The sequence below is a fragment of the Tunturibacter empetritectus genome, from assembly GCF_040358985.1.
Lineage (GTDB): Bacteria > Acidobacteriota > Terriglobia > Terriglobales > Acidobacteriaceae > Edaphobacter > Edaphobacter empetritectus.
In genome coordinates, this window is sequence record NZ_CP132932.1 from 794,407 (window position 1) to 808,713 (window position 14,307).

The following is a 14,307-nucleotide window of genomic DNA, read 5'->3' on the forward strand; positions in this document are numbered from 1 at the left end:
GTGACCGCGCCGCGCGCAGCGGGCCCGTCCGGCAGGACAACTATCAGCTAACATCATCAAAAGGAAAATGATGGGCACAGGCTGGGCACATATCGGCACCTCAATCACAGCCTCCTTCCTGGCCTCCCTCGTCGAGTGCGTAGAAGCCCTCACCGTCGTCCTCGCCGTGGGCAGCGTCCGCGGCTGGCGCTCCGCTCTCATCGGCAGCGCCTCAGCCATCGCCGTCCTCCTCCTCATCATCGCAGCGCTCGGCAACGTCCTCACCCACATCCCGCTACACCTCCTTCAACTCACCGTAGGCACTCTCCTGCTCCTCTTCGGCCTGCGCTGGCTGCGGAAAGCCATCCTCAGAGCCGCGGGCCTCATCCCTCTTCACGACGAAGCCGCTGCCTTCTCCAAGAACACGGAGGCCATGCGCCGGCACGCCAACCTCCCCACCGCCTGGGACAAGATCGCCTTCGCCGCCGCCTTCAACATCACCATGCTCGAAGGCACCGAAGTCGTCTTCATCGTCATCGCCATCGGTGCAGGCCGCGCCGGCACGCTCCTCCCCGCCAGCCTCGGCGCAGTGGCTGCGCTCCTCGTCGTCATCGCCCTCGGCCTCATCCTTCACCGCCCCCTCGCGCGAGTCCCCGAAAACACCCTCAAGTTCCTCGTCGGCATCCTGCTCTCTGCCTTCGGAACCTTCTGGGTGGGCGAAGGCCTCGACCTCCACTGGCCCGCAGCCGACTGGTCGATCCTCGCCCTCATTGCAGCCTACCTGCTCCTAGCCCTGGCGATGGTTCCCCTCTGCCGCAGTCGCTCGCAAACCGAGCCATCAATCCCATAAGGAGACCGCCCTGAACTCGATCAAAACGATCCTCCGCGAGATCTTCGGCCTCTTCGTCGACGACAGCAGCTTCGCCCTCGCCATCCTCCTCTGGCTCCTTATCGTGCGAACTCTCTCGCCCCACCTCGGACAGGCCTCCGCATGGTCAGGCCCCATCCTCTTCTTCGGACTTGCCCTCATCCTGATCGAAAGCGCCACCCGCTTCTCCAGGCGGCGCACTCTCAAATAACTTCTAGTGATGCAGATCCAGCCCAAACTTCGGTGCTGACTTCGTCCCACTCACCTTCACAGGAATCACAGCACCTGCCCCATCCTTCTTGAAGAATGGATCGACCGGCTTCAGTAGAATCGACTTCCACCTCGAAGCCACCATCTGCGACACCTTCGCCTTGGTCCGCACCTTCCCCGCGAACTCGAAGCGCTCTCCATCCAGCGTGTACTCTCCCGCCAGCATCACATCCGCTCCGGGCAAGCTGTAGTTCAGTTTGCTGAAACTAAGCCGCCCAGCATCCATCACAAACTCTCCCACCATCTCGGAAGGCACGTCCTCCGCACCAGGCTTCGCGGCCTTCGGATCTCCCTGCGCCCGCAGGCTCAACATATCCACCTTGTCCTCTATCTCGGGATTGGAGAAATGAATCTGCTCGAGCACAAAGCCACCCTTCAATCCGATCTTCTTCGCCACGCTCTCCGGCCCCGGACGAATATGCAGCTTCGTCTTCATCTGCAGCCGACCTGTCATCACCACCGGCGTGGTCTTCACCGCAAGCTGCAAAAAATCCTGTATCCGCCCCGCCGGCACATTCACATCGAGATCAATAATGTGTCCCTTACCCTTCACATTCACCACCGCTCCGCTGCACGTAAACTCCGACCTGCCCAATCGTGCCTCTACCGGTTGCAAATACGTATCGCCACTCGTCCCATCTACAATCGCATGAAACTTCGTATGCAGCGGCACCGGATGATTCGCCGTATCCAGCGAAAAGTTCGGCGTCTCCGTCGTCCCATCCACCACAATCTTGTTCAACTGCCCGCCAAACTCACCCACCGAAGACAGCATCCCGCCAATACCCTTGATCGTATTCAAATCCGCATGATCAAACGTATATTTCCCAGTCACAGTCGAGTCGCCCGGGCTCTCGTTATTCCACCGCCCAAAGGTTCCCGTCGCATGAATATTGCCCTTCGGAATAGCATTCACCAGTGTCGCATCGTACCTCCACGGCGCATCCGGCCCAACGTTCCGCATCGCAATGCGGCTCATCTCAAACTCCTTCGGCTCTTTGCCCGGCTTCATCGTCCCGATGGTCAGCTTCGAATCGTCGAACACAATCTCATCCACCAGGATCTTGATCTTGCCCAGATGCCGCTGTCCCTTCGGCGCCTGCTGCCGCATCTCTCGCGGCGGAATGTGAATCGACATGCCCGCGACGTGCACCGTTCCAACATGCATCGGCCTCACAAACAAACCCGACAGACTCGCATGAAACGAAAAGTGACCAAGCGTGATTAGAGGATCCGTGGCCCCTGCCGCGACCACCTCGTCCTGCGGATAGATGCGCAGCCCATCCCCAGACACCTCAAGCCCTTTCATTACAGAGACGGAAAAGTTATCCATCTCCACCCTACTGTTGAACCGGGTGCTCAGCGTCTCGATAACGCGCCCCTTCAAGATCGTCATCGCCCGATGAACCACGATCTCGCCGATCACCGCAAGAACAATGACCGCAATCAGCAAAGAGATCAAAATCCAACCCCACACCCCTCGATGCCTCCGAGTCTTCAAATCACTTATCGATTCGTTCATGTTTTTCGATCACAACTTCCGTGAGGTTTGATGCGGAAAGCTGAAGAGCGGCTCAGGGTCAAAAACAAACCAACACGATCCGTCAGGCCGCCACTTATGTGACACTACAAAACAAAAGCCATCTACGAAAAAGACACGCGGGCAAACTGCAAGCCCTGTGCTACTTCACAAGCGAGGGCAAATCGACGATGTTGTGCCCATCGTGATACACCGCGAAGATCCTCTGCGTGTTGCCGATGTCAACCAGCGGATCCGCGTCCAGCACCAGCAGATCGGCACGCTTGCCGACCTCGATCGTTCCGCGATCGGTCGCATGCAGCAGCTTCGCATTCCCTCCCGTAGCCGCTGTAATAGCCTGTAGAGGAGTAAGCCCCGCCTTCACCATCAAAGCAAGCTCGTGATGTTCCGCAAAACCTGGAATGCGTCCCGGTAACGCGCCCGAGTCCGTTCCGAACCCAACACTCACGCCGGCATCAAACAGCTTCTTCAAGTTCTGCTGCTCCACGTCGAAGTCTTTTTTATGCTGCGCCGTCTGCGGATCCTGACCGATCTTCTCCCCATACCCCGGCGCGCTGAACTTCGCCAACAGCTTCGGACCCGCGGCCTGCTGAAAGAAGGTCGTCTTCATGAAAGCGGGATCGTCCGCATAGATATAAGCCGACTCATCCACCGTAAACGTAGGGACATACCAGACACGATGCTGCTTCATCGCCCGCACAAACGCATCATCCACCACTTGGTCCCGAACAGAATGCGCGAGCACATCCACACCATCCGCCACAAGCTGCTTCGCATCCTCCAACGCATACTCATGCGCGGCCACGCGCACATGCCGCTTATGCGCCTCGTCGATCACCGCCTTATAGATCTCCGGCGTCATCTCCGGCGCCTTGCCATGCAGCTTGTCCACCCAGATCTTGATGATGTCCACACGCTGTGCCGCCATCTCATCGACAGCCCGTCTCGCCTCCTTCTCCGTTGCCGGACGATAGATCTGATCCGCGGCCGCAGGCAGCGGAGGCGCCCCCTCCGGCACTCCAATCCCCCTCCCCGCAGTAAAGATCGAAGCACCGCCCAACCGTCCCGCCTGCTGTTCATCCCGCAACACAAACACCAGATCGCGATTCAAGCCCAGCGACAGGATCGCAGTCACACCGTATCGCTCATACTGCTTCAGCTGCGCGGTCACATTCTCCCGCGTATACCCGGCAGCAGAAGACTCCGCATCGTCCACCAGCAAACCCAGGTGCGAGTGGGCGCTGATCAGCCCCGGCATCACCGTCTTTCCCGTCAGATCCCGAACCTGCGCTCCCGCCGGCGCAGCCATCTCGCCGCCACCAATCTGCTCAATCTTTCCATTCCGCAGCAGCAATGAAACATGCTCCCGCGGCGCCGCACCCGTGCCGTCAATCACCCGCGCATTCCGGAGCACTACCACCTGTTGCGCAGGCGACTGCCGCCCAGGCACGCTCGACGCAGCTCCCTGCTGCGCAAGCGCGACGGAACCGCCTAAAGAAAAAATAATCAGAACAAACTTCATCCGCAGAATCATGGTGACCTTTAGATGCAAACATCGCATCAAGAGTCCGCAATCTTTGAGAGTGGCCCTCGGCACACGTCCCCCGTTGCTCCGATCGAAGTTCTGAAAGACGTAGTGATCAATCCTGCTTCCACGCAAGAGCCTGACTCCAGCCTGCGATCCTTCTCCCCAGTTGCTGACACGATGAACTAACCCCGACGCTCTCGCCAAATCTTGTAAAGCCCCCACGCCGCCACCGAGCAGTTATCCACGATCGTACCCTCGAGAATCATCGCCTCGAACTCCACCACGCTCACCCGCTTCACCACCAAATCGCTCTCCTCAGCATCCGGGTCGGCCTTGCCTATCGTCAGCCCCTCAGCCAAAAACACATACTGCCTCTGGTTCATCACTCCATACGCAATCTGTAGCGTCGACAGAAGCGTCATACGCTCGGCCGTCAGTCCGGTCTCCTCCCGCAGCTCTCCCCGAGCCAACTCCTCCGGCACCACCTCGGCCAACTCCCACCCGCCCTGCGGTAGCTCCCAGTGCCGCGCCCCCACCGTGTACCGGAACTGCTCAATCAGATATACAAACTCACCCTCCGCTCCCACCTCCAGCGGAATCACAATGCAAGCCGGATCTTTGTCGACGACCCCATAGATCCCTCGCTTTCCATTCGCCCGTTCGATCACATCTTCCCGCACGCTCGTCCACGGATTCCGATAGACCTCCCGGCTGCTGATCGTCTTGATCGTCACAACACCCCCATCCAACACCACTCAATCCCTGTCAGGAACCGAAAACTCCAGATGCGACGGATACTCCCCCGATCCATAGATCGTCACCGTCTGCTTCTGGTACGCGCTCGAGGGAGCCGTCATGATATTCGGCACAAACGTCTGCGGGTTCCGATCGTACAGAGGAAACCAGCTGGACTGCACCTCCACCATCATCTTGTGCCCCTTCAAAAAAGTATGATCCGCCCCATGCAGACTCCACTTGTACTCAGTCACCTTCCCCGGCGTCAAAGCCTCCGGCGTCTCAAAGCTCTTCTGATACCGCCCGCGAAAGATCTCATCCACAATCATCAGCTGATATCCCGCCATCGGAGCCGGCGCATCATCCGGATAAACATCGATCAACTTCACCACAAAGTCACCATCTGTCCCTGTCGTCGAAGCAAACAGATCCGCGACGACATCTCCCGTCACAGTGACATCCTTCTCCAGGACCGGCGATGAAAAGTTCGCCAAATCCTTCCGCCCACTTACAAACCTCTGATCCTCCACCAGCCACGTCCGCCACTTCGACCCATCTCCATAAGTCGACTGAATGGGCCGATTCCGATACGGCACAGGATTTGCGGGATCTGCGTTGTAGCTGGCCGCAGCCTTCCCGGCAGCCGCAGGCGTATCCCTCGACAACCCGCCATCAGCATTCAAAAACAGCTTCGCCTCTCTGAACCCCTGCTTCGGAGGCCACGCCTCATACCGCTCCCACTTATTTACCCCAGTCCGGAAGCTTGCCACGCCAGTCAGGTCAAACCCGCCGCGCCCCTTCAAATACTTCTCAAAGAAAGGAGCCTCCATCGTCTTCCTGTACTGATCCCCAGTGGCCGCTCCAAAATCCAGCACCCCAAGATGCCGCGTCGTCGGCCCCCACCCACCATGGTTCCACGGCCCCAGCACCATGAACACCTCATCGTTCGCATCATGCGGCTTCAACGCGGCATACTCCGCCTGCGTCCCCCACATATCCTCCTGATCCCACCATCCACCTACCTCAAGCGTCGGCACCTCCACCTTCGTCAGATGCCTCTCCACCGCCATATCCTGCCAGAACTTCGTATAAGCAGGCTGCGTCAGAAATATCTTCGCCGTCGGCAGGTTCTCCATCTTCACCGCATCGGCAGCCCCGGCAAAGTTCACATGGTGCAAAAAGAAATCGAAGGTGTCTTCCTTGCTCTCAACCCGCGCATCCGTCTTTTGTGCCTCTAACTGTTGCACATAGTCGAAGCCATACGTCTCGCGAAACGCCCCATTATGAAAAAAATCATCTCCCATCCAAACATTCGTCATCGGAGCCTGCGGCGAGATCGCCTTCACCGCCGGGTGCGCCTCAATCCCCGCCGACATCGCCAAAAACCCCGGATACGAGACCCCCAGCACCCCCACCTTGCCGTTGTTATTCGGAACACTCTTCAGCAACCAGTCGATCGTGTCGCGCGTATCGGTCGTCTCATCCACATCGTTCTTCGTCGTATGCGCAACGATCGCGCGGTTCATCACGAACTTCCCCTCCGACTCGTACCGCCCGCGAATATCGCCGAACACAAAGATGTATCCGCTCGCCGCCAACTCCGGCTTGCTGCCATTCACCGCAGCCGACGAAGCCCACGAAGTCCCATACGGCGTCCTCTGCATCAAAAACGGCAACGCCTCTCCAGCCGCCTCCGACCCCGCCGGCCGCAGAATCACCACATGCAGCTTCACTCCATCCCGCATCGGAATCATCGCCTCACTGCGCGTGTACTCCCCGAAGTGATTCAACCGAATTCCCACCGGACTGAAGCGCTCTTCCGTCGTTTCCACGCCTCGCTCGCCACGTTCGCCATATTTGCTGGTCAAACCAGACACCTTACCAGCGGCACTCCGCGCAAACACAACCCGCAGCCCCTTCGCATAGAAATGATCGGCCGCTTCAGCCTGCAGCTCCAATCGCGCCCACCGCACGCCTTCGATGTAAAGCTTGTCCCCCTCGCGATACACCGAGCTCACCACATCAGGTTCCACCTCATCCCGATACTGCCCCACGTACTCATCCAGCGCGCCAACCGGCAGAGTAATCGCATGATGCTTCTCAGCAGTCTGCGCCTCCTGCGCCGCCCCCACAGCCACCGAAGCCATCAACCATCCGGAAAGAACCAAAGCACAGTAGCCACGAATCTTCATCAAGCTCAACCTCAAAGTGAAATCATCGCACGAAAAATAAAAACCGCAGATCCTCAGGAAGAGAACGGATCAAGTGTTACTCGCCCGTCTCTTCAAATGAAATCTGCGGCCTAATTTTAGGTCAGAACTGCTTCAGGACCAGCCGCACACTGAAAGCCCACTCGATTATGCGATCCATCACAAAACGGCCGCTTCTCACTGGCCCCACAGCGGCAAAGCGAGATCGCAGGCTTCCCCGTTAGATCCCACTCCTTGCCATCTGCGTCCTTCAAAACAATATGTCCTTCAACCCGCAGCGGTCCATTGGGCCGAACCGTAATCTTTACCGCTTCTTCTGACATCGTTCGTTACTCTCTCTCTTACAAAGGATGCGTTCAGCATAGCAAAATCGTGGCAGCCACATCGCTCAGCCTAGAAGAGGCCGATCCTCTACTCTCATCGCTACAGCGAGAGAACATCATTGCTCTTCACAATCATCGCCTCTGCCTGGAGAACCGAGCCAACTCTCGTTGCATCCTTCACCCAGCGCGCTCGAAGCCAACGATTCAGCGGCTCTGAATACCCCCGCGAGACAAATGCTCCCAGCGCCCCCGAAAGCAGCAGAACAGCAAGGAACATCACCGGAACAGCCCGAACTGGTTTGTCCACAATCAGAAAAAGATGAAAAAGACTCAAGACAACAAAAACATGCGTCAGATAGACCTCATAACTCAATCGCCCCATGAGCACCATAGGACCAAGAGATCTCGGCGCTTGCCACCGCGTCTGCGCAACCACGACCAGCATCATACAAACACCCAGGCCCAGCACCGTCATATCAAGCCCGGTACGGCCCAGCCCCCAACGATGCGCGATGACGGAAAAGCAGAGGACAAAGACCAACATCATCATTCCAGCGGTGCCAAGTACTCGCAGCGTCGTACTGGAAAGACGTGCCTTCGCAGAGAGCAGTGCCGTCAGGCATCCCAACGCGATCGCGTCCATGCCACCAAGGTACGAATATTCTCTCCAAACCGGATTATGGTTGAAGGGCTGCGACCGCGCAAAGGGTCCCAATAGGACGAAGACAAAGAGCAAAGCAGAGAGCAAGCTGACGCGACGAAACACTCTACAAGCCAGCGGGAAACCAAGATAAAACATCTCTTCGACCGACAGTGACCATAGAATGTCCCAACTCGCAGGTAGATATCCTCTTCGCGCCTCAAGCAGATTGACATGAAAGGTAAGCGCCGCGACGAGAGCACGCCCCAGCCCGCCTGTCTTCCGATAAACAACAAAGTCTTTGACACCCGCGAAGTGAAGAAGACTGAGGATCACCAAAACAAGCACCATCAGAGGCGCGATGCGAGCGAACCTCAACCGATAAAAGTCCCCCACATTCACCGCAGACACTGAACCCCAACGCCGCAACGTTGTCGAGGTAATCAGAAATCCGGAGATCACAAAGAAGATTTGAACACCGAACTGACCATTCCAGACCAGCGAAGACACAAGCTGCCGCGGCAGCCCATCCGCGTAGGGAACATTCGCCCCAAGCAGTCGCATGTTGACATGATTCATCAGCACCATGCAAATGGCCACGCCGCGAAGAAGATCCACCCCATCCAGACGCGACCAGATCAGCGAAGCCTGTCTCCCCACCCTCAAGTTCGATCCCTGCTCATCCCTACTCAAAAGACAAGAGCCCTCAATCACACCACATCAACTTCCATCTCATCCACATAACACCAGCCCCAGCTCTCGCCCGGCTCAACCGACCGCATGATCGCATGCTGTGTCTTGTGAAAGTGTTTGGTCGCATGCTTGTGCTGAGACGAATCACAGCACCCCACATGCCCACACTCCAGGCACATCCGCAGATGCACCCAGCTGCTGCCAATCTTCAAACACTCTTCACAGCCTTTAGCCGACGGCTTCACCTTACGAATCTGATCCAGATGAGTACATTCCATTCGCGCACCGCCTTCGCCTGATTCTATCTCTAAGAGGCTGCGTAGAAGCTGTCCTGCCGGACGGGCCTCCTGCGCGGAGCGCGGGCGTTCGCACGCCTCTTTAGAGCTTCGCGTGGTCCTCTCGTTGGTCGGAATTATCTTCCTTCGCGACCAACGGGAGCGCCAACCGAAAGGGTATACCCGCCACGAAGTGGCCGCTCCAGCGAAGTGGGCCCGTCCGGCAGGACAAGTCTTTAATCCCCCATCCCCTCCGTAATCCCATACTCCTTAAGCTTCCGGTACAGCGTCGTCTTCCCGATCCCAAGCAGCTTCGCCGCCATCAGCTTATCGCCCTTCAACTGCCGAATCGTCCCCAGGATGGCCTGCCTCTCCATCTCCGCAATCGACACGATCCCGCCGCCCTGCGAAGCGCCCACCGTCTCCCGCCCCATTCCGTCTTCCTCAACCGCATGGATCGCCGGCCCCTGCTGCATGCGAAAGTTCTGCAGCTGTGTCGGCAGATCGCCCAGATGCAGCACCGGCCCCGACGACAGCGCACACGCCCGCTCGATCGCATTCTCCAACTCCCGCACATTGCCCGGCCAGTCGTACTCCGCCATCGTCCGCAGCATCGAGTCCGAGAAGCTTCTCTCCACTCCAGTCTCCTTCTCCATCTGCTTCAGAAAGTGCGTCGCCAGCACCGCAATATCCTCGCGCCGGTCCCGCAGCGGAGGAATCCTGAGATTCACCACGTTCAAACGAAAATAAAGATCCTTGCGAAACCGCCCCTGCTCCACCATCGTCGCAAGGTCGCGATTGGTCGCCGCCAGCACCCGCGCCGAGATCGGCCTGGCCTGCGTCGCCCCCACCGGCCGAACCTCCTTCTCCTGCAGTGCCCGCAACAGCTTCGCCTGGAGATCCAGCGGCAACTCGCCAATCTCATCCAGAAACACCGTCCCGCCCTCGGCAGAGGCCAGCAGTCCCTCCTTCGCGCGATCCGCTCCCGTGAATGCCCCCTTCACATGCCCGAACAACTCGCTCTCAATCAGCGTAGGCACCAGCGACCCGCAGTCCACAGGCACAAACGGCTTCGCCGCATTCGGCCCATTGAAGTGGATCGACCGCGCCACCAACTCCTTGCCCGTCCCACTCTCGCCCAGGATCAAAACCGGATGCGTCGAATAAGCCACCTTCGACAAGATCCGATACAGCTTCTCCATCTCCGGAGACCGGCCCACCAGCCCACCCATCCCCTGCTGGGTCCTCAGCCTCTCGCGAAGCTGCCGGCTCTGAACATCCATGTGCAGCTGCTGCCCGGTACGCTCGAGCACCGCCGTCAACTCCTCCAGCGCAAACGGCTTGGTCAGATAGTCTCCCGCACCAATCCGCATCGCCTCCACCGCAGACGACACCGTAGCAAACGCCGTCATCACAATCACCGCCATCTCCGGATGCAGCGCCTTTACCTGCTCCAGCAGCGGCAGCCCGCCACCACCCGGCAGCTTCAGATCCAGCAGCAACAGATCAATCCGCCTCTGCTTCAGGATCGCCCGCGCCGCCGTAGCGCTCTCGGCACCCACCACCTCAAATCCCATCCCCGCAGCAATCTCGCAGCAAGCCTTCCGCACTGCCTCATCATCATCGACCACCAGCACATGCAGCAGCCCTAGATGTTCTGCAGAGCTCACCGCATGCGCTCTCGCATCCGGCGCCGAAATCGTCGACAAGACCGGTGACACGCCCACCAGCACTCCCGATGGCGAATCCGCTCCCCCATCGTCTCTTCTCCGCTCACTATTCGTTCTCTCGCTCAACACCGAAACACCTCCTGCGCTACTGGTTCCCGCTCCCGCCGTCTCGAAACCCGTCCTTAGCATGCGATCCATCCTGCCTCTCCCCGCACTACCATCTTCACCGTCGAATCATTCATGCGCTTCTCGGTCATCTCAAACTCCTCTATCTCAAACCTCTCCTGCTCGACCACCGCGTCCAGCCGTTTCATCGCACTCCACTCCACCGAGATGCTCGTCCCCACCTCCGGCTGGCTGTCGATACTCACAACTCCACCCGCGATAGCCACCAGCTCCCGTACCACGCGAAAGCCCAGCCCCCTCCCATTCGCAGAAGAGATCCCGCCAGCCTGCATCAACCTCAGCACCGCAGCCTTATCCATCCCGCAGCCACGATCGCTCACCGTCATCACCACCCTGCGCCGCGGCTCCTCGCCTTCGTTCTCTCCCTCCTGCAGCACGCCCTCCACATGGATCGAGATCGCTCCCACCCAAGGCGTCGCCTCCGCTGCGTTCTTCACCAGGTTCGTCAGTATCCGTTCCACCGACTCCACCGGCACCTTCACCGCCTGAAACGCGCCCACACCATAAGAGATCTCCACCGTCCGCCCCGCCACCCGGCTCAGCAGCCCTCTGCATCGATCCACCACATCCGGCAGCACGGCAAACTCACCCAACCCCTTCGTCGCCCGGCCCGCCCGCGCATGATTCACCAGCCGGTCAATCATCGCCCAGCTGCGATCGCTCAACATCCTCAACTCGTTGGCATATTCCTTATGCTCGTCATGCAGCACTCCAGGCAGCGCCAGCAAGTCAGAGTAGAGACTCAGCGCCCCCAGCAGATTCCCCGCGTCATGCGCCAGTCCCGCGCCCTCCGCCACACCCGCAATCGCCACGCCCGCAATCGCCGCCACCTCCGCGGCAGCAGGCGCATCCACCGTCTTGCGCACCGTCGGCATCGCCAACCCACCAAGACCCATCTGGCGTGTCACGTGGCGAAGTGCCGCAAACTTCCCTGAATAACTCTCTGGCCCCGAGGCAGTACTGCTCTGCATTGCCTGCATTCTCTAAATCCACCGTTCTCCTGCTTAGTAACCTACAGCAGATGCACTCCTGTAATCACTTCAAGTGCCAAACTGGAACTCCCTTCCTAAGTGATTCCACATCAATCCAAAACACCTCAAATCCCCTCGCCCGCCCAAATCAGACACCGTTCCAATATGGGAACCGAGCCAACGCGAGATCCTCACTCTCCCGCAAATCCTCAACAAAACTCAGCTCCAAATTCAGCTTCCCATTATGGAACCAATCCCATTTCGGAACACTCCCCCAAAGGACTCACACGCCACCGCTCCATCCCCCCGCAAAACCCCGCAACTATAATTCCCCCATGTCCGTAACCACCGTAACCACCGCCACACCCTCCCCCCAGATCTTCCGCCCCGACCACCGCTCTGCCGACGCCCTCCGCCAGGTCCGCATCACCCCGCACTACATCGCCATGGCCGAAGGCTCCGTCCTCATGGAGTCCGGCAACACCCGCGTCCTCTGCAACGCCACCATCGAGCAGGGCGTCCCCGGCTGGCTCCGCAACTCCGGCCGCGGCTGGGTCACCGCCGAGTACGGCATGCTCCCACGAGCCACCCTCACCCGCACCGCACGCGAGAGCGAACGCGGCAAGGTCGGCGGCCGCACCCACGAGATCCAGCGCCTCATCGGCCGTTCCCTCCGCAGCGTAGTCGACATGAAAGCTCTCGGCGAGCGCACCATCATCCTCGATTGCGACGTCCTCCAGGCCGATGGCGGAACCCGCACCGCAGCCATCACCGGGGCCTGCGTCGCCCTCGCACTCGCTCTCGGCAAGCTACTCAAGGCTGGCACCTTGAAAACATCCCCACTCAAACAAATGGTCGCCGCCACCTCGGTCGGCATCGTCGACGGCCATGTTCTGCTCGACCTCGCCTACGAAGAGGACTCCCGCGCCGCCGTCGACATGAACGTCGTCATGCTGGCCAACGGTGGCCTCGTCGAGACCCAGGCCACTGCCGAACACGACTCCTACACCCGCACTCAGCTAGGCCAGATGCTCGACTACGCTGAAAAGGGCATTCACGAACTCCTCGCAGCACAGCGTGAAATCCTGAACCAGATAAGTTAAACAATCATCCCGACCAAAGGGAGGACCCAGGCACCTACCCAACCCCAAAAAGGTATACAAGTCACGAAGTGACCGCCCCACGCGTAGTGGGGCCGTCCGGCAGGACAACACTCCTCAAGCCGCCTCTCGAGCCCCAATCGAAGCGCCCGTCGACGCAGCCAGCTCCAAAGCAACCTGCCGGCCCGGCCGCATCCGCATCAGCAACCCCTCCTCCACAATCAAACCCGTCGCACAGACAATCAGCGGAATCAACTCGCCAAACACCCGCGTCTCGATCAAAATCCCATACACAAACATGAACCCGAACCAGATCGGCAGCAGCCAAAGCCACGCCTCCAGCCGCGGATCGCGAATCCTCCTTCGCATCACCACCACAAACACCAGCAGATATCCGCACGCGCTCATCAGCTGCGGCCACGCCTGCGGAAACAGCAGCGACTTCACATTCCAGTCGATCCGCGGATAGAACTCCGAGACATTCCCCGCGAACACGTGCCGAAGAAAGATCTGCCACGCCGCCCAGAACAAAGCCAGCGGCATAACCGCCACCAGACTGCGTACCCGCAGCATCCGCGACCAGCGCAGCCGCCCGCCCTCCACCGCTTCATTCAGCAAAAACAGAGGCAGCAACAGCAGCGTCGTCTCCCGGTTCAAGGTCGCCACCACAAACAGACCGGCAAAGTAGATCCAATGCCGTCGGAAGTACATCAGGTACATCGCCGTCGCGAAGAACGCCAGACTTGGCAGATCGTAGACGAACCGGAAGTTCTGCACCGTGTGCATCACATACGTCGCCGCGCAGGCCACCAGCAGCAGAGGATAGATCATCGGCGTCAGCAGCCGCCGCCGGGAGCTCGCCTGGTAGATCTTCGTCGTCATATACCCGGCAACCAGCAGACACCCGACATTGATCCCTGCCTGCACCAGCACCTCGGGCGACACCGGCTTCGGAAACCAGAAGTGAGCCCTCGACAGTGGTCCCGCCAGCCATGCCAGCGCCGTGCTCTTATGCGCCCACCGCATCGGCAGCATCATCAGACTTCGCCCTTGGAACGGCATCCGCTCCCGGCCCTCTTCATACAGCAGCGTATTTACATACGGCCGCGTCAGCCACAGATAGCACCACACAAACTGCACCGTGGCGAACACATAGACCACCAATAAACTGATCCGCTTCTGCCTGGACATAGGCTCACCTCGTCAAAAACCGCATGCCACTGGCTTTCGGCAAGGGAATTGGCAGCCCCCGTTCCGCCGCAATCACCTCTTAGGATGACCCCACCCTTCCAGGGGGTTGCAACTGCGCACACCTCTCT

General features: G+C 59.1%; 13 protein-coding genes. 3 read left to right on the top strand and 10 right to left on the bottom strand.

The window, feature by feature from the left end; genetic code table 11:
• The first annotated feature begins 67 nt into the window (after positions 1 to 67).
• The gene (locus tag RBB75_RS03280; protein ID WP_218884710.1) at positions 68 to 829 is read left to right on the top strand and encodes a COG4280 domain-containing protein; all 762 of its coding nucleotides are present in this window, start codon (positions 68 to 70) and stop codon (positions 827 to 829) included.
• Positions 830 to 932: 103 nt separating this feature from the next.
• A complete protein-coding gene (locus tag RBB75_RS03285; RefSeq protein ID WP_257031141.1) occupies positions 933 to 1,058 on the top strand; it encodes a hypothetical protein in 126 nt (41 codons plus the stop codon).
• A 3-nt stretch (positions 1,059 to 1,061) separates the two neighbouring features.
• Here RBB75_RS03285 and RBB75_RS03290 read toward each other — a convergent pair whose 3' ends face one another.
• The 9 genes from RBB75_RS03290 to RBB75_RS03330 form a co-directional block, all read right to left on the bottom strand.
• Complete coding sequence (locus RBB75_RS03290) at positions 1,062 to 2,579, bottom strand: hypothetical protein (RefSeq protein ID WP_353069493.1); 1,518 nt, start codon at positions 2,577 to 2,579, stop codon at positions 1,062 to 1,064.
• A 220-nt stretch (positions 2,580 to 2,799) separates the two neighbouring features.
• Positions 2,800 to 4,191: an amidohydrolase family protein gene (locus RBB75_RS03295; RefSeq protein ID WP_353069494.1), complete on the bottom strand. Its 1,392-nt coding sequence runs from the start codon at positions 4,189 to 4,191 to the stop codon at positions 2,800 to 2,802.
• Positions 4,192 to 4,367: 176 nt separating this feature from the next.
• Positions 4,368 to 4,919 carry an NUDIX hydrolase gene (locus RBB75_RS03300; protein WP_353069495.1) on the bottom strand — a complete coding sequence of 184 codons (552 nt, stop codon included), beginning with the start codon at positions 4,917 to 4,919 and terminating at the stop codon, positions 4,368 to 4,370.
• A 21-nt stretch (positions 4,920 to 4,940) separates the two neighbouring features.
• A complete protein-coding gene (locus RBB75_RS03305; RefSeq protein WP_353069497.1) occupies positions 4,941 to 7,112 on the bottom strand; it encodes a CocE/NonD family hydrolase in 2,172 nt (723 codons plus the stop codon).
• A gap of 116 nt (positions 7,113 to 7,228) precedes the next feature.
• Positions 7,229 to 7,453, bottom strand: a complete 225-nt coding sequence (locus RBB75_RS03310) for a CDGSH iron-sulfur domain-containing protein (RefSeq protein WP_179639324.1) — start codon at positions 7,451 to 7,453, stop codon at positions 7,229 to 7,231.
• Positions 7,454 to 7,553: 100 nt separating this feature from the next.
• Positions 7,554 to 8,786 carry an acyltransferase family protein gene (locus tag RBB75_RS03315; RefSeq protein WP_353069499.1) on the bottom strand — a complete coding sequence of 411 codons (1,233 nt, stop codon included), beginning with the start codon at positions 8,784 to 8,786 and terminating at the stop codon, positions 7,554 to 7,556.
• Between the two features lie 17 nt (positions 8,787 to 8,803).
• Entirely contained in the window at positions 8,804 to 9,064 is a 261-nt protein-coding gene (locus RBB75_RS03320) for a ubiquitin carboxyl-terminal hydrolase 14 (protein ID WP_179639325.1), read from the bottom strand.
• A gap of 233 nt (positions 9,065 to 9,297) precedes the next feature.
• Positions 9,298 to 10,929: a sigma-54-dependent transcriptional regulator gene (locus tag RBB75_RS03325; RefSeq protein WP_257031144.1), complete on the bottom strand. Its 1,632-nt coding sequence runs from the start codon at positions 10,927 to 10,929 to the stop codon at positions 9,298 to 9,300.
• The gene (locus RBB75_RS03330) at positions 10,914 to 11,888 is read right to left on the bottom strand and encodes a sensor histidine kinase (RefSeq protein ID WP_353069501.1); all 975 of its coding nucleotides are present in this window, start codon (positions 11,886 to 11,888) and stop codon (positions 10,914 to 10,916) included. Before RBB75_RS03330 ends, RBB75_RS03325 begins: the two co-directional genes overlap by 16 nt.
• Before the next feature lie 335 nt (positions 11,889 to 12,223).
• Between RBB75_RS03330 and rph the strand changes: the two genes are divergently transcribed.
• Positions 12,224 to 12,991 carry a ribonuclease PH gene (gene rph / locus RBB75_RS03335; protein ID WP_218884712.1) on the top strand — a complete coding sequence of 256 codons (768 nt, stop codon included), beginning with the start codon at positions 12,224 to 12,226 and terminating at the stop codon, positions 12,989 to 12,991.
• A gap of 114 nt (positions 12,992 to 13,105) precedes the next feature.
• Here rph and RBB75_RS03340 read toward each other — a convergent pair whose 3' ends face one another.
• Complete coding sequence (locus RBB75_RS03340; RefSeq protein ID WP_353069502.1) at positions 13,106 to 14,179, bottom strand: hypothetical protein; 1,074 nt, start codon at positions 14,177 to 14,179, stop codon at positions 13,106 to 13,108.
• Between the last annotated feature and the right edge of the window lie 128 nt (positions 14,180 to 14,307).